We start from the raw sequence: 15,606 nt of genomic DNA on the forward strand, positions 1-15,606 counted from the left end.
CGTTTGAAAACGATGGAGGTTCCATGGACGACTCTCAAAAACAATTCAAAATACTGTCCCTGAATGGGGGCGGTGTTCGCGGTTTGTTCTCGATAACTATACTTGCTGAACTTGAAAGAGTTATGGCTGAGCGTACCAACAACCCTGATCTGGCCATAGGTAGCTACTTTGACATGATCACAGGTGCCTCTATTGGCGGGATCATTGCAATTGCTTTAGCTGACGGACAGAAAGCCAGAGATTTACAGATTAAATTTCATACTGCTGCCCCAGCAATCTTCCCTCGATATAGTTGGATTCCCGGCTGGCTACGAGGTATCCATCAGTTTGTTAAACGCTTATGGTGCCCCCTCTACAATGCTGCTCATCTCAAAAAAGAAGTAACGGGGATTATAGGAGATGGCAAAACGGTTCGGATGCTGAAACGACGCCTACTTATCCCTACGATCAACCTTAGTACAGGTCGTCCTTTATACATCAAAACTTGCCATAACTCTCGATTCACAAGGGATGATCAATTTAATCTAATTGATGTTGCAATGGCTACATCCGCTGCACCTACATATTTCCTGCCTCATTATATTGAAAACCAAAGTGCCTATTTTGCTGATGGAGGGTTACTGGCAAACAACCCTTCCTTTGTTGCGTACCATGAAGCACTCAACTACCTTGACGATGAAGAATTTTTGGGTTTAGCACCAGAAGATATCAAAATTCTAAATATCGGTACCCTATCGAATGATTTCTGTATCAATCCCAACAATATCACTAAATTATCACCGGGTTACGTTGGGCTATGGGGCGGAGGCAAAGCACTCATAGAAACTGTAATGTCTTCCTCTCAGAAAATGCATGGCTTCATGGCAAACAAAACACTCAATCATGAAGGTGCCCCCGAGCGATATTTCTCACTTGATGAAACAGTACCCGATCAGCAGGCACAACTCATATCACTGGATAACGCGAGTACTGAATCATTGAAAGCTCTTGTAGCCTGGGGAAAATCCGTCGCAACAACGGCAACCGGTGATGATAACCTCTTTAAGACATTCTTTAGCATGGAGGCTCCGGCTTTCATCCATCCACTTGATCGTAAGGAAAAACCAGAATGAAGTGGTCAGCACACTTATATTTTACCGGCTCCAACGATGGACTCATGAAAAGATTGGAACCGTCTAAAGCCGATATAGATTTTCTTGAAGAACTGAAGAAAAAGATAAGAAACCGTATAAAGAACGTGTTTGCTGAAGCGAAAGACGTAATCAATACGATGAACAGCACACTTTATAATTCAACTAATATGCTGCTTGTTGAAAGCGCTGTTAAGAAAACCTTTCTGCGATATCTTGACGAAGAAGACATCCAGAAGGTTGCAACACTCATACTTAATATGGGCGATGATGCACGCAGAGCCTTTCTCGACACTGAGCCCTGGTTCTGGGTTCAGGGTAGCTATAACTATAAGACATTAAATAAGCCCTACCACATGCCTCCACAACAGATGGACATCGATGATGGCACATATATGCCAATGGATATGTTCAGAGAGCAACCGTTGGTTGGGCACCGTCTGCTACTTTTACTTGTCGATGCGTCCTTAGCGTCACTTGCTGAGGAAAATCCCGGATGGAAAGCATCAAAAATGCCTAACTGCGGGCGCATAATCATTGAAAATAGGAATGTACACGTAGATGTCCCTATGTACGCGATCCCTAAGGACCAGTTTGAAATCAGAAAGGCCGCAGCAAAAAGAATAGCAATGGACTCCATAGTGGGCAATGCAAGCTATATGTCAAAATCTGCTAGCGTGAAACTTGATGAGGATTGCGTTTATCTCGCCGTCCGAGGAAGTGATAAATGGATCAAATCAGACCCTGAAACAGTTGCCACCTGGTTTAGAAACGCAGTAAAACGCCACAAGGAACCGATGCGACAAATCTGTCGTTATCTGAAAGCCTGGCGTGACGTCCAATGGGAACACCCACACTTATCTTCTATCGCTCTAATGAAGTGTGTGGTCGATACTTTCGACAACATTGAAATGCCAAACTCACTAGATCATAGTGAGCTTTTGTTAGCAGTAACAGAAAGGTTGTCATCACAGTTAACAGAAGGTGTTAAAAGTCCAGACACATCGGATGATGGACGCTTATTATTCCCTAAAGCAAATACGGACACGGTTGCGAGCCAAAAGATAATTTCTAGGGCTGAGGAGTTGCATTCAACGCTTCATAAAGCACTCAAAGACTCGCCGACCAAAAGCCAGGCACTGCAACTCTTAAATGAACTGTTTGGGGATGGGGTCTTTAATGAGGAGATAATCAAGCCTTGGGCTTCAATGCCAGCCTACCAGCAGCCGCGACAACCTCAGCCGCAAAACCAAATGAAAGATTCTATGACGAGCGGTTAATAGTGACTATCCATAATCTTTTCCTGCAAAGCGGCTTTCAATATTCTGAAAGCCGCTACATTACCGATCTGCCAGTTACCTTGCACAGGGACTGGGATGTTTACACCAAAATCTACCAGACCAAGGAGGGTAACTTTACTGTTGCCGTCATAGATCCAGATGAAGATTTTAGTCACCTTCCGGAAGTTTATATTCTCAGTAGGCCAGAAAAGTTTATTAGTATAGCCCTTCCACACATCAGTAGTTTTCAGAGATTATGTCTTGTAAATCAAGACACCGCTGACTGGAATCCACAGTATCCCCCAGCAGTAATTGAGATGCTAGATCACCTTATACAGCAAGCCCTAAATAATGCTGTCTCTGCTGGAGATCTGCGACAAATGGAATTTCAGGGGGAATTTGTAAATTATTGGGATGGGCTTACTGATGCCTATATCTATGGGAATGCAGGTGTACTTTCAAGTGAAGATTTCTCCTACAGATCCCTGCAAGCGGTAACCTCAAGTGGAGGACAAGCTAGCAAGGAAATAGTTATATTCACTGACTCCCAGCAAAGGGACGATTGGTACAGGCTACGAAACCAAGAATTAACTCTGGAAAAAGACAGCAATGTGACAATTGTCAGAGTAGCTCATAACGATTTAGCTCCTGTCAGATGGCCTCCAGAATCACTTAGCGAAGTTTTTGATTGGCTTAAATCTGCTGACCTTGCTGCCCATGATTCCCTCGCGAGAGGAATACTCAAAAATTTAACTAAAGACAGGCAGATCGCTTTACTGGATATCGCTAATGAGGGAATAATTGGTTTTGAGATCAACTTCCAGTCAAGTGCACGTACTGTCTTGCAACACCACGCCCAAAGAAAAACCAAGCATGGTGGAAAAAAGAATGGGCAAAAGCTTCGTACAGTCCTCCCGATGTTAAGAGCAAAACACGCAACAAGTGCAATGCTGCGCCTGAGTGTTCGTTCAATAAGTAGACAAGAAATACAACAAAGAAACCGCGTTTCCCCTCTAGATCTTGAGAATAAGAAAATCCTAATAATCGGCTGTGGAACAATTGGGGGCTTTGCCGCCCAACTACTGGCTAAAGTTGGTGCCGGACGAGGAAGCATAGGCAAACTAACCCTCTGCGATGGAGATTTCTTATCCCCAGGTAATCTTAGCAGGCATGCTCTACCAGCAACTTATATAGGCTGGAATAAATCTGAAGCTTTGAGTGAATATCTTAAACGAGACGCCTTAGGTCGTCTGAACATCCATGCACTACCATATCGCATGGAAATGAAAGAAGAAAAGATTCATGGCTATGATATTGTAATTGATGCAACAGGACATGCTCCCACAGGTAAAATGCTTAGCCATTTAATGCGCAGCTCGTCTCGACGTCCACCTTTTCTCATTCACGGGTATAACGACGCCTATGGTATGGCATCTGTTGTGATGATCGATGATGGGAAGGCCTGTTATGGCTGTACTCAACAGCTTACGGTACTCGGCGAATCCAACAAGCCCCCCTCACCCTATCGTAACTCTTGTGGCAGCGTTTTTACGCCTTATGACGCAAGTGTGAGTACAATCACAGCAGCACTGATTCAGGAAGCTGTTTTGAATACTCTCAATGAAAAACTACCATGGACCTACGCTCAGCATTCAACAGGTAAAGTTGTACATCATAAACGACGAAAGCTAGCCAAATATGGAGGTTGTAGTGTTTGCTCCTGATCTCAATTCCGAGCTGGTCCTAAGAAATCAGAGCGGAGGATTGGTTATTGTTGAAACCGCTGCTCTGAGAGCTTTAAATAAATATCGCCAATTGCATAAGAATCAGTGCGAACAAGGAGGGGTTCTAATCGGAGAAGTTCGCCCACCTCATATAATCATCACTCAAATCACAGAACCAGGCCCTGCTGATGTTGCAACTCGCTTTGGCTTTACTCGTAAAAAACAGCACCATCAACATCAAGTTGATCAACACTGGTTAACGTCTGGCGGCTTCCTTACCTATATAGGCGAATGGCACACACACCCTGAACCAAATCCAACGCCTTCTGGCATCGATCTTTCAAGCTGGAAAAAAGGGTTACCCTACGACAGACCATCTATCGTAGTTATCATTGGTCAGCAACTTGACTGGTGGGGTTATTATGAGAAAGGCAAATGCTTAACACTCACCAATGAACATGCTGGTTGACTTGCTCCATCCAGAATCACGGAGCTTCCTTGGCTGATAAAAGCGGCCACATCGAACCATAAACTTGACACGAGTTTTGAAAATCCCCGTGTCCTTGGTTCGATTCCGAGTCCGGGCACCACTATTTAAAGAACCCGCCCTCGTGGCGGGTTTTTGCTATATGGCTTCGGCCGATTTCTGGGCGCTGATAAGCGTGGCTTTAATGCAGGCACGCTTACGCTAATAGCCCGGTAAGTTAATACAGGCGGTGGCTCTTTTTATCACTTAATTTTGCCGGATAAACTGCTGACCTGATTTGAAAGGTTGTCGTTGCTCCGCTTCATGTCATCAAGGCTTCTTTGCAATCGCTCGATCTTACTCTCCTGCTCAGAATTCTTTCTCTCAAGCTGTAAAACCTTCTGAGTTAGCTCGTCGACTTTGCGGTTGTCGGACTTCATCTTCCTCAGGCTATCCTGCATCTCCTGTAGATCCGACTCCCTGAAATCAGAAGGCTCGATTTCATCTGCATCAGAAATTACCGGGATATATCCTCCATTAGCGCTGCTGGGTTTGATACTAACCTGAACTTTATTTAGCCCCGCAGAGTGCGCGTAACCTATTGAAGAAAAATAAAAAAAAGAAACAACACACAGACCAGACAGATATTTATTCATTTCTAACGTCCTTTTAAATTTTTCAATCACTTCCAGGAGTCTCCTTCTGGTATCACCCGCTCAGGATAAAACACATGGCTTAGCCTCTGGCAGTTCATAACGGGGTTAAAGAGCAGAAGATACTATTCGTTTTTCATTATAATACGCGTTTCCTCTCCCCCAAAATCCAACCGCCACCCGCTCATTTTCTGCCACCTTATATCCGCCGGTATCGAGATAAGCGCGTTACCACGCACCTTATCAAAGGTATCTCCCATGCCCGTCAAAGAAATAATCCCGCTTAGCGCCTGCCTGTCAGTGCACCTTGTCCGCTACAACGGTACCGATAAATCCTGTTCCTCAGATCTGCTGCAACACTGGCGCAAAGAAGGCCATCTGGTCACCCACTGCCCGGAACTGGCGGCAGGGCTATCTCCCCCCTTATCCGCAGAGAGGATTAGCGGTCAGGAAATCGATTGTTCAAGCCCATACCTATACAAAGCTGTTGCGACAGGTCAAAACCTGTCATCAGCTGAGATAAAGTGGTATCGAATAAATTACTCTGGCCTTGAAGAAGAGTATTTCAACATGTTGCCTGAAGACGTCAGGATAGTGTCGATTTCCCCTGCGATGACTACAGGCGATAACCCTAACGAAAACCCTATGGAAACCGTCGAACTCAGGTATGAGAAAATCACCTGGAAGGTCCATTCTTTCTTTGCCGGAGATTTACGGTCACTGTAATTCTCAGTGAGGTAATCTAGTAATTCTTGCTCATCATGTAGCATCAGAAAAATTTCCAACCAGACTCTTCAACCGTGTCCATTACAACGTCCTTTCTCTCGTTTTGAGCCAGAGTAAATCCATAGCTAAAACAAGGATGTCGTCACCGTCCAGTTTTCTTAAAACTCAGAATACCGCCCGCAAGTCAGTTTTATGCTTTTGGTTTCTCCCCAGCCCAGGGATCGTTCCCACCTGCGTCCAGCAGTTTGTTTTTAAAGATAAACAAACACGCCTCGTTGAAGTTCTCCGCCCCCAGGCGTTCCGAGAGCGCTGTTCGTTTGCGATAGAGGCTTTTCACCGACGTATTCAGCTCATCGGCGATGGCTTCCATCGGCATCCCTGCCCGCAGCAACCGCAGCATGATCGCTTCGTGCGTGCTAAGACGTAAATTAAGCAGCCACTTCGTGGTCAGGCGCCGGCCTTTCATATTGAGCACCAGGTTAAATAACGACGCCATATCCGGCGCGGTCAGCGACGTGTTCATAAATAACTTCATACTGAGCAGATTCTCCTCCCGGTGTCGCATATCGAGCATAACGCAGCAGATTGTTTTTTTCGTTCTGGCCGGATGGCGTATCAGGTAATCATATAAACGGAGCGGAGAACGACTATCAATCAATACAGAATATTCATCTGCACCGTTATCAAATATGTTTCTGTCAATCGAGTCGAGCAGGATAATATCCGGGAAAAATATCCGCATCCCTCTGACAAGGTAGCGATCCTGAGTCACTAAAACAATTGAAGTTGCCACTAACCATCCCTTTTAGATTAAAGCAAGCACGATCCCTCGCAAAGAAGGCCGCCTTCGTTTTATAGCGCTGTTATATTAACGATAAATGTATTCTGGCTTTGGACATCCCTCAATACAGACATTGATGAGTAAGACTTCCTGTAGACTATCATTCAATGGCTGCCATTAATTATAAATAAAAAACAATCGCAGAAAAGTCACTTCTCTAAACATTAAGAGTTTTTGTCATGAAACTTCCCAAACATGCACCAGAAAGTACTTTAATTGAGGCAGGCAAACCCCATTAAAAATATATACAAAGCTGTCACAATAAAAATAATACACAGCAATTTCAATGAGTTAAAAATAAACACCTAATTCAATAAAAACGTCACAAAGCGCTCAATCCAGAATTATCTCAAAACGACACACCGGCTTTTCAACATATTTATCCGGCAACATATCAGGTGTACATTAGCTTTCACCCAGCACACTGAGATAAGGATCCATAATTACCTTTAGGTAAGTACCCCGTAACATCACTGCATTCAGATTTAATGTTCTCATTTATGGCCTTTAACCCTGAGTTTAAAGGCGGCCGTGTTATGCAATGGATTCATGATAAACAAATGGCAAATAGATATGGAAAGTTCACTTCGCTTCAATACGTTATTCTTTTATCGCACCCCAACATTATTGTTTCTGTTATTCCTCTTTCCTGTTCTGGCTCAGGCGACTGAATCCGTTTATGAGCAACAGATTCAACAGGCGCGTAACGGTAATTATACGCCGTTTCTCGATTATCTTCAGCGTTATCAGCAGCAGCATGCCCTGACGCCTGAACAAGTTGCGGACTGGTTACAGGTTGCAGCCTGGGCGGGTCATGATAACGAGGTTATTCAGGTCTGGCAGCGTTACGGCATTTATATGCCGCTGCCCGCCCGCGGCGTTGCTGCCGTCGCGCAGTCCAGGCGAAATCAAAAAGCGTGGCAGCCGGCCCTGGCGCTCTGGAAAGAGGCGCATAGCCTTGCGCCGGATAACGATGATTATCGTATCGGCTATATCAAAACCCTGGCCGATGCCCGCATGGATACGCTTGCCCTGCAGGAAGCCCAACGGCTGGTAGCGGAAAATTCCTCTCAGGCGCATCTCCAGACGCTCTCGTATGTCTGGTTACGCCAGGGAAAAAGCTGGGATCGGCTTCTGGCAGACACCCGCGCGCTGAATATCGCACCTGAGAATAAAGCGCTCCTCAGCGAGCTGATCGACGCGCTAACGGATAGCCGGGTGAATACCCCCGCGCTCCAGCTTTCACAAAGCGTTACGCTGTCCCCCGCGGAGCGTCGTCGTCTTGAGCGTAATGCCGCCGCCGAACGGGTTCGCCTTGCCGATGTGCCCGGCAGAACAGAAAAGGAACGCCTGCAGCTTGCGCAATCTGCGCTGAATCGTTACGACGCCCTGCTTTCCCGCTGGCAAAACGAGCCGCAGGCGGCGGAAGACGTCGTCCTTGCGCGTCTCGACAGGCTTGGCGCGCTGTACGCCCATGCTGATTACCCACAGGTGATTAGCGAATATCAGGATCTTACGGCAGCCCAGCATCCGGTGCCGGGCTGGGCAATCGGCTGGGTCATCTCCGCATATCTGCAGGAGAAAAATGCGGCCGCCGCCTTCGCGCTTCTGCAACGCTATCCGCAATACGCTTCCGACCCGCAGGACGAGGAGCACGCGCTTTTCTACGCCTGGCTGGATACGGGACAGTATCAGTCCGCCCGCCAGTATGTAGAGCGCCAGACCCGCAACGTCCCGTGGACCCGCTACGATTTCGGCTCCCCAACTCCTCAGCCGAACGATCGGTGGCTTACCGGACAGTCGCTCCGCTTTAACTATTTGCTGGCGACGAATGCCCTGCCGGAAGCCGAAAAGCTGGCGCACCATCTGGCGACAACGGCGCCGGGCAATCAGGGGTTACAGATTGACTACGCCACCCTGCTTCAGGCGCGGGGCCTGCCGCGCGCGGCCGAGCAAAAGCTGAAAAAGGCGGAGGCGCTGGAGCCCTCGAATCTGGAGCTTGAGCAGCAGCAGGCTTACGTCGCCATGGATCTGCAGGAGTGGCGACAGATGGATTTACTGGCCGACGACGTGCTTGCCCGCGCGCCAGCCGACCGCAGCGCCAGGCGTCTCGACAGGCTCAGAACGGTCCACCATATGTCCGAGCTGCGCCTCAACGCGAGCAAGGGTTTGCACTCCGATAACCCCGTCAGCGGGACGCACGACCTCAACTGGGACGCCACGCTCTATGGCCCGTCTCTGGCAGACAAATGGCGGCTGTTTGCCGGCACCCGCTATGCAGAGGGTAATTTCGATGAAGGCAAAGGCACCAGCCGTCACCTGTTGGGCGGCGTCGAATGGCGGCCACGCGATCTTCAGCTTGAAGCCGAGCTCTCCAGCAACCGCTATCACGGTGAAAACAAGCCGGGCGCTCGACTCTCAACAACCTATTTTGTGACCGATAGCTGGCAGGTCAGCGGCAGCCTGGAACGCCTGTCGCGCACCACGCCCCTGCGAGCGTTACGTAACGGAATTAGCGCCAACCGGGGGGAAGGCGGGGTGCGCTGGTATCAAAACGAGCGGCGAGAGTACCAGTTCAGCGCCGCCCTCAGCCGCTTCTCCGACCATAACCGTCGCCAGGAATACACCCTCACGGGCAAGGAGCGTCTCTGGCAGACCCCGTCCCTGACGCTGGATCTCGAGCCGGGGATAGCCGCCAGTAAAAACAGCCTGCGGGACACGCTGTATTACAACCCGGCGCGGGATCTGTCCGTGACGGCCGCCCTGGCCGTTGACCATGAGATGGTCCGCCATTACGACACCCTCTGGAGCCAGCAGTTTGTGGCGGGAGGCGGCAGCTACTGGCAGAAAAATCAGTCCGCTGGCGCCATCGCCCTGCTGGGTTACGGACAGCGCGTCCAGTGGAACAACGTCATTGATACCGGCGTGATGCTGAACTGGGATAAACGCCCTTACGACGGCAAACGCGAGAGCAACCTCTCCGTCACGTTTGACGCGACTTTACGCTTTTAAGGATGAATATGCTGAACACACGTTTTTCCGTGAGCCTGATACTCCTCGGCTGGCTCTGCCTCAGCGCGAGCGTCTGCGCGCAGGCGATCTCGTTCATGGCGCCCAAAGATCGGCCGCAGCTGGAGGCGAGCAAACCCTGGCCGAAGAACCAGTTTCTGGTTCTGGCCTACCACGACGTCGAAGACGATGCCGCCGATCAGCGCTATCTCTCCGTCCGCACCAGCGCGTTAAACGAGCAGATAAGCTGGCTGCTGCACAACGGCTACCACGCCATCAGCGTGCAGGACATTCTGGACGCGCATGACGGGAAAAAAACGCTGCCGCCAAAAGCAGTTCTGCTTAGCTTTGACGACGGCTACAGCAGCTTTTACACCCGCGTCTGGCCGCTGCTTCAGGCCTGGAACGTTCCCGCGCTGTGGGCGCCGGTGGGCAGCTGGGTCGATACGCCAGCGAATCAAAAGGTGAATTTTGGCGGCCTGATGACGCCCCGGGATCGCTTCGCGACGTGGGACATGGTGCGCGAGCTCAGCCAGTCCCCGCTGATTGAGATCGGATCTCATACCTGGGCTTCGCATTACGGCATTCCGGCCAACCCGCAGGGCAGCCGCGAGCCGGCGATCGCCAATCGCTTTTATGACAGCGCGACGGGTCGCTATGAAACCGATCGGCAGTTCAACCAGCGGATCGGCGATGACGTTCGCAAAGTGACTGAAAAAATCACGCAGGTGACGGGCAAAGCGCCGCGCGCCTGGGTGTGGCCCTACGGCGCCGCTAACGGTACGTCGCTCGCTATCGCCAGACAGCAGGGTTATCAGCTGGCCTTCACCCTTGAGGACGGACTGGGGAACGTGCAGGATCTGGGCAACATCCCCCGTCTGCTGATCGCCGGAAATCCCTCGCTCAAGGCGTTTGCCAGCACGGTCAGCCAGGTTCAGGAGCGCGATCCGGTGCGCGTCATGCACGTCGATCTCGACTACGTTTACGATCCCGATCCGGCCCAGCAGACCCAAAACATCAACAGGCTGATCCAGCGGGTCTACGACATGAAGATCAGCCATGTTTTCCTGCAGGCGTTTGCCGACCCGCAGGGCGACGGCAGGATCAAGGCTCTCTATTTCCCCAACCGCCGGCTGCCGGTCCGGGCCGATCTCTTTAATTTTGTCGCCTGGCAGCTGCAAACCCGCGCGGGGGTAAAAGTCTTCGCGTGGATGCCGGTGCTCTCGTTCGATCTCGATCCTTCCCTGCCGCGCGTGCAGCGCCGGGATCGTCAAACCGGCCAACTGCGCGAAGCCACCGAGCCCTATATCCGGCTTTCCCCGTGGGACCCGCAGGTGCGCCAGCAGGTGACGGACATCTATGAAGATCTGGCCCGCTATGCCAGCTTCAACGGGATTTTGTTCCATGACGATGCGGCGCTGACGGACGTGGACGATGCCGGTCAGAACACCACGCGTCAGAAAAGCCAGACGCTTATCGGACTTACCCACGCCCTGAGCCTGGCGGTGAAGCATATCCGTGGCCCGCAGATAAAAACCGCGCGCAATATGTTCGCCTTACCCATTCTGCAGCCCGAAAGCGAAGCGTGGTTTGCGCAGAATCTTGATGATTTTCTGGCGGAGTATGACTGGACGGTGCCGATGGCCATGCCGCTGATGGAGTCCGTCCCGGCAGATGAAAGTGATGCCTGGCTGACGCGTCTGGTTAACGCGGTCGCCGCACGCCCCGGCGCGCTCGATAAAACCATTTTCGAGCTGCAGGCCAGGGACTGGGACCAGAAACCGCAGCGCGCCGTTGCCGATAGCCAGCTTGCGCAGTGGATGCGCGTGCTCCAGCTGAACGGCGTCAAAAACTACGGTTACTACCCCGACGACTTCCTCAACAATCAACCTGATATCTCACGCATCAGGCCTGAATTTTCTTCGTACTGGTACCCTGACAATGACTGATCGCATTATCGCCTTCTCTATTTTATGTCTGGTATTCGGGTTGCCGTTAGGCGTGGCCGCCCTCTTTACCGGCGAACTGATTCTGGATTTTGTGTTCTTCTGGCCGCTGTTCATGTCGGTACTCTGGATAACAGGCGGCCTCTATTTCTGGTTTCAGCTTGAACGCCACTGGTCTTGGGATAAAGACACGCCCGCCCCGACGCTCGCGGGTGAGCCGCTCATCTCCATTCTTATCCCCTGTTTCAACGAGGGAAGGAATGCCCGGGAGACCATCAGCGCCGCGCTGGATCAGCGGTATGAAAATATAGAAGTTATCGCCATCAACGACGGGTCTTCTGACAACACCGCGGAGGTGCTGCAGGAGTTGGCGCAGGAACAGCCGCGCCTGCGGGTGATTAACCTCGCGGAAAATCAGGGGAAAGCGCTGGCGCTTAAAGCCGGGGCAGCGGCGGCCCGGGGCGATCTGCTGGTCTGCATTGACGGCGACGCCCTGCTCGACCGCGATACCGCCGCTTATCTGGTGGCACCGCTGATTCAGTACCCCCACGTCGGGGCGGTTACCGGGAACCCACGCATTCGCACGCGCTCCACGCTGATTGGCCGCATTCAGGTGGGCGAGTTCTCATCCATCATTGGGCTCATCAAGCGGACGCAGCGGATCTATGGTCGGGTCTTTACCGTCTCCGGCGTCATCGCCGCGTTTCGCCGACAGGCGCTGGCGGACGTCGGGTACTGGAGCCCGGACATGATCACCGAAGATATCGACATCAGCTGGAAGCTTCAGCTGCGCCACTGGGATATCTTTTTTGAGCCGCGGGCGCTGTGCTGGATCCTGATGCCAGAGACGCTGAAGGGCCTGTGGAAACAGCGTCTGCGCTGGGCCCAGGGGGGCGCTGAGGTGTTTCTGGTCAACCTTCGCAGGATTGTGCGCTGGGAGCATCACCGCATGTGGCCGCTGTTTCTGGAGTACGCGCTGTCAACGCTGTGGGCCTTCGCGTACGCGATGACGGTGCTGCTGTTCCTCCTCAGCCATGTTGCGCCTGTTCCCGCCAGGCTAACCGTGGAGAGCCTTTTTCCACCGGAGTTTACCGGCCTGCTGCTGGGCGTGATGTGCCTGCTGCAGTTCCTGGTCAGCTTGTACATCGAGCGGCGCTATGAACGAAAAGTGGCCAGCTCGCTTTTCTGGGTGATCTGGTTCCCGATGGTGTACTGGATGATCGGCCTGTTCACCACCCTCGTCGCATTTCCAAAAGTCATGCTTAAACGCCAGCGCGCCCGCGCGCGCTGGATCAGTCCGGACCGGGGAAAAGGGAGCATTTAATGAACGAAAACACCTTAATTTTGACCGAGCATCGGCTCTTGCCGCGTCTTTTCGATGCCGCGCTGACGCTGGTGGCGTGGGGAGGATTTCTGTTTTTCCTGTATGCCCGTCTGTGGATGCAGCTAACCGATGAGAGCGACCACCGCTGGAGCGTGATTATCGCGTCCTTTAATACGGTGTTGATCTACTTGCTGTTTGCCGCGCTCAACGGCTGGCTGCTGATTTTGTGGTATCAGTACAACCGCCGCCGCGCCCACGTGAGACGGCGCCAGCCGGGCTATTTTCACCAGGAGGAGCTGGCCCGCAGCTTTAACGTCTCACCGCAGATCATCTCCGAGATGAGCCAGTACAACCTGCTGACGGTGTACCACGATCATATTGGCCGCATCATCGATCTGAAGATCAGCGAGCAGCAGGAAGAGGAAGAGCAGTAACGTAAAGCCCCCCGCAGGAGACCATGCGGGCTGAGGGAACCAAAGTATTTTGTAGCAAGGAACATAACGTGAGCCGTATGTTCCCCCTCACCCCAGCCCTCTCCCTCAAGGGAGAGGGGGCCGTCCGTGCAGGCATTATTTTGTAGGCAATCCTCAGCCCTGCGGGGGGATTTTTATAGCGAGTCTTTCACCACAATCAGCGGCTCGATATCGCTCTCTTTCTTCACCACCAGCGAGTCATCGCCGCGCAGACAGGTGCCGCCGTAGTTCCCGCCCACGGTGAAGGTGCAGACCTGTATGTACTTACCGTCAACCTTCGGCAGGCACCACAGCTGCTGGTAGATATTCTTGCGGTCGACAAACTTGCCGCTGGATTTATCCAGCAGTTCGTCCTGAGCGCTGATGAGATCGATATTGCTGCCGCAGCGGCCAGCAATCGGCTTGGCAGCGTAGCCGGTCTGCTTCAGCAGATCGTTAACCTCAAAATCGGTGTCGAGCAGGTAACGGTGGTTCGGGAACAGCTGCCACAGAACCGGGAGAATCGCCTTGTTGCCGGGAATCACGGTCCACAGCGGTTCGAAGACCAGCACCTCCGGTCGCAGCAGGACGTCAATCAGGCGCACCTCGCCCTCGGGATGCCCGGTGCGGATCGGTACGGCGGCGTATTCGGTTTCGCTGACCTCGCGGATCTGCTCTATCGCCGTTTCCCACGCCCAGGTTTTCCATACGCAGTTGACGTGGCGATCTTCATCGTCAATCAGCTGTCCGGCGGCATCCCAGCTGAGCGCCTCCAGCCCGTGCAGGATTTTGGTCTCGAACCCGGCCTGCATCAGCGAACGCTGAATAAAGAGCGCGTGATAGTCCTCTTCGACATCGTTGTCCTGCATGATGTGGACGAACGGCCGCGCGTGGCTGTGCTTCCACGCCCCGGTCAGCTCTTCCAGCAGCCCTTCCGCCGGGTTATGCCCGTTGCCGCGATAGCCGTTTTTCACCCACTCTTCGAGAATCAGCCCGCCCTCGGTATGGCAGGAGGCGGAGTCGGCGTTGTACTCGTAAACCTTAATGCCGCGCTCATCCATGCAGAAATCCATACGACCGGTGATCATATGGTGGCGACGCCACTGCCAGGAGAGGCGCAGGCGCGGCCAGAGGATTTTCGGGATGTCGAAAAGCGCCAGCAGGCTATCGTCTTTCAGCACCTTGTCCGTCGCGTGCAGGTACATCAGGTGCAGTTCGTTGGTGGCCTTGATCAGCTCCTGCTCGGCGCTTTCGGTAATGGTGAAGTACTGGCAGGGATCTTTGTTGATCACATGCCCGTTAGCGCGGATATACGCCTGCTGCAGCGCGTCATTTTCGTTAAGCCATTTTCCGTCGAACTGACGCTTGTTCTTCAGCCGCGCGCCGCTGATTTTCAGCAGTTCGCCGTCGATTTCCGGCTGGGGAATGCTGTGTTCCGTGTCGTCGGTCTGGATCATCCAGCCGAGAATCTCCGTGTCGTTGAAGGTGTCATGGATGGTGTAACACCCGTTCTCCACGCTCAGACGCAGCTCGCGCGTCCACTGCTGCCCGAGCGGCAGCGGGGAGTGAATCACGTTCTGCTCCGCAATACGCACCTTATCGTCGAGAAGCTGGGTGATCACCGCCACGTGGCCGGTCTCGTGAAACTCGCCGCCCTTTTGCCAGATCAGCAGCGCTCCGGCGCGCGGCGCGCGTTTCGAACCGTTGGCAAAGGCCTGAAGGGGCAGAATGTTATCGTTCACCACCTGGCGCAAAAAGCGCAGGGAGAAGATTTCCCACGCCATGCCGACGTCGGTAAACACAAAGCCATAGTTGAGAAACAGGAAACGGCGGGCAAACTCAACGCACTGCCACTTGTGGCCCATGTATTCGTTGCCGATATAGCTGCGAAAATCCGCGTCCTGCGGGTAGCTGCGCGGGTCCAGACTGCCGTAATTTGAAGAGTAAATCGCCACGCCACCGGGCGCATAGCCTAACAACGTCCCGAATGGCGCATCACTGCTTAACTTTCCTTTACGCATGTATCCAACCTAAAACAGGCAGGCGGCAATTTTT

The 15,606-nt window shown here is 52.2% G+C and carries 12 protein-coding genes; 9 read left to right on the forward strand and 3 right to left on the reverse strand.

From position 1 onward, the window contains the following. The first annotated feature begins 23 nt into the window (after window positions 1-23). Genes ACOTZB_RS17210 through ACOTZB_RS17225 form a run of 4 tightly spaced genes read left to right on the forward strand, consistent with a single transcriptional unit; the run spans window position 24 to window position 4,603 of the window. Window positions 24-1,112: a CBASS cGAMP-activated phospholipase gene (locus ACOTZB_RS17210; RefSeq protein WP_194401770.1), complete on the forward strand. Its 1,089-nt coding sequence runs from the start codon at window positions 24-26 to the stop codon at window positions 1,110-1,112. Then, window positions 1,109-2,410, forward strand: a complete 1,302-nt coding sequence (locus ACOTZB_RS17215) for a CBASS cGAMP synthase (RefSeq protein WP_194401769.1) — start codon at window positions 1,109-1,111, stop codon at window positions 2,408-2,410. Before ACOTZB_RS17210 ends, ACOTZB_RS17215 begins: the two co-directional genes overlap by 4 nt. Then, the gene (locus tag ACOTZB_RS17220) at window positions 2,329-4,134 is read left to right on the forward strand and encodes a ThiF family adenylyltransferase (protein ID WP_421627891.1); all 1,806 of its coding nucleotides are present in this window, start codon (window positions 2,329-2,331) and stop codon (window positions 4,132-4,134) included. Before ACOTZB_RS17215 ends, ACOTZB_RS17220 begins: the two co-directional genes overlap by 82 nt. Beyond that, window positions 4,121-4,603 (forward strand): Mov34/MPN/PAD-1 family protein, encoded by a 483-nt coding sequence (locus ACOTZB_RS17225; RefSeq protein ID WP_194401767.1) that lies wholly within the window; start codon window positions 4,121-4,123, stop codon window positions 4,601-4,603. The genes ACOTZB_RS17220 and ACOTZB_RS17225 overlap by 14 nt, the downstream gene beginning before the upstream one ends. Before the next feature lie 260 nt (window positions 4,604-4,863). Here the strand turns inward: ACOTZB_RS17225 and ACOTZB_RS17230 are convergent, their stop codons facing one another. Next, window positions 4,864-5,256 (reverse strand): hypothetical protein, encoded by a 393-nt coding sequence (locus tag ACOTZB_RS17230; protein WP_421627892.1) that lies wholly within the window; start codon window positions 5,254-5,256, stop codon window positions 4,864-4,866. Window positions 5,257-5,511: 255 nt separating this feature from the next. On the opposite strand from ACOTZB_RS17230, the gene tssD reads away from it, so the two are divergent. Next, window positions 5,512-5,979, forward strand: coding sequence for a type VI secretion system tube protein TssD (gene tssD, locus ACOTZB_RS17235; protein ID WP_421627894.1), 468 nt, complete (start codon window positions 5,512-5,514; stop codon window positions 5,977-5,979). Window positions 5,980-6,169: 190 nt separating this feature from the next. Here the strand turns inward: tssD and ACOTZB_RS17240 are convergent, their stop codons facing one another. Continuing rightward, the gene (locus ACOTZB_RS17240) at window positions 6,170-6,721 is read right to left on the reverse strand and encodes a helix-turn-helix domain-containing protein (RefSeq protein ID WP_421627957.1); all 552 of its coding nucleotides are present in this window, start codon (window positions 6,719-6,721) and stop codon (window positions 6,170-6,172) included. Between the two features lie 672 nt (window positions 6,722-7,393). Here ACOTZB_RS17240 and pgaA point away from each other — a divergent pair. Genes pgaA through pgaD form a run of 4 tightly spaced genes read left to right on the forward strand, consistent with a single transcriptional unit; the run spans window position 7,394 to window position 13,533 of the window. Further along, window positions 7,394-9,832 (forward strand): poly-beta-1,6 N-acetyl-D-glucosamine export porin PgaA, encoded by a 2,439-nt coding sequence (gene pgaA / locus ACOTZB_RS17245; protein WP_421627895.1) that lies wholly within the window; start codon window positions 7,394-7,396, stop codon window positions 9,830-9,832. Window positions 9,833-9,840: 8 nt separating this feature from the next. Beyond that, the gene (gene pgaB / locus ACOTZB_RS17250; protein ID WP_421627896.1) at window positions 9,841-11,778 is read left to right on the forward strand and encodes a poly-beta-1,6-N-acetyl-D-glucosamine N-deacetylase PgaB; all 1,938 of its coding nucleotides are present in this window, start codon (window positions 9,841-9,843) and stop codon (window positions 11,776-11,778) included. Then, window positions 11,771-13,099, forward strand: coding sequence for a poly-beta-1,6-N-acetyl-D-glucosamine synthase (pgaC, locus tag ACOTZB_RS17255; protein WP_368525342.1), 1,329 nt, complete (start codon window positions 11,771-11,773; stop codon window positions 13,097-13,099). Before pgaB ends, pgaC begins: the two co-directional genes overlap by 8 nt. After that, window positions 13,099-13,533 carry a poly-beta-1,6-N-acetyl-D-glucosamine biosynthesis protein PgaD gene (gene pgaD, locus ACOTZB_RS17260; protein ID WP_421627898.1) on the forward strand — a complete coding sequence of 145 codons (435 nt, stop codon included), beginning with the start codon at window positions 13,099-13,101 and terminating at the stop codon, window positions 13,531-13,533. The genes pgaC and pgaD overlap by 1 nt, the downstream gene beginning before the upstream one ends. Window positions 13,534-13,706: 173 nt before the next feature. Here pgaD and gss read toward each other — a convergent pair whose 3' ends face one another. Further along, window positions 13,707-15,572: a bifunctional glutathionylspermidine amidase/synthase gene (gss, locus tag ACOTZB_RS17265; protein WP_421627899.1), complete on the reverse strand. Its 1,866-nt coding sequence runs from the start codon at window positions 15,570-15,572 to the stop codon at window positions 13,707-13,709. Window positions 15,573-15,606 lie beyond the last annotated feature (34 nt).

Origin of the sequence: Enterobacter cloacae complex sp. SHL020, assembly GCF_049236945.1 — a bacterium.
In the GTDB taxonomy this organism is placed as follows: domain Bacteria; phylum Pseudomonadota; class Gammaproteobacteria; order Enterobacterales; family Enterobacteriaceae; genus Enterobacter; species Enterobacter dykesii.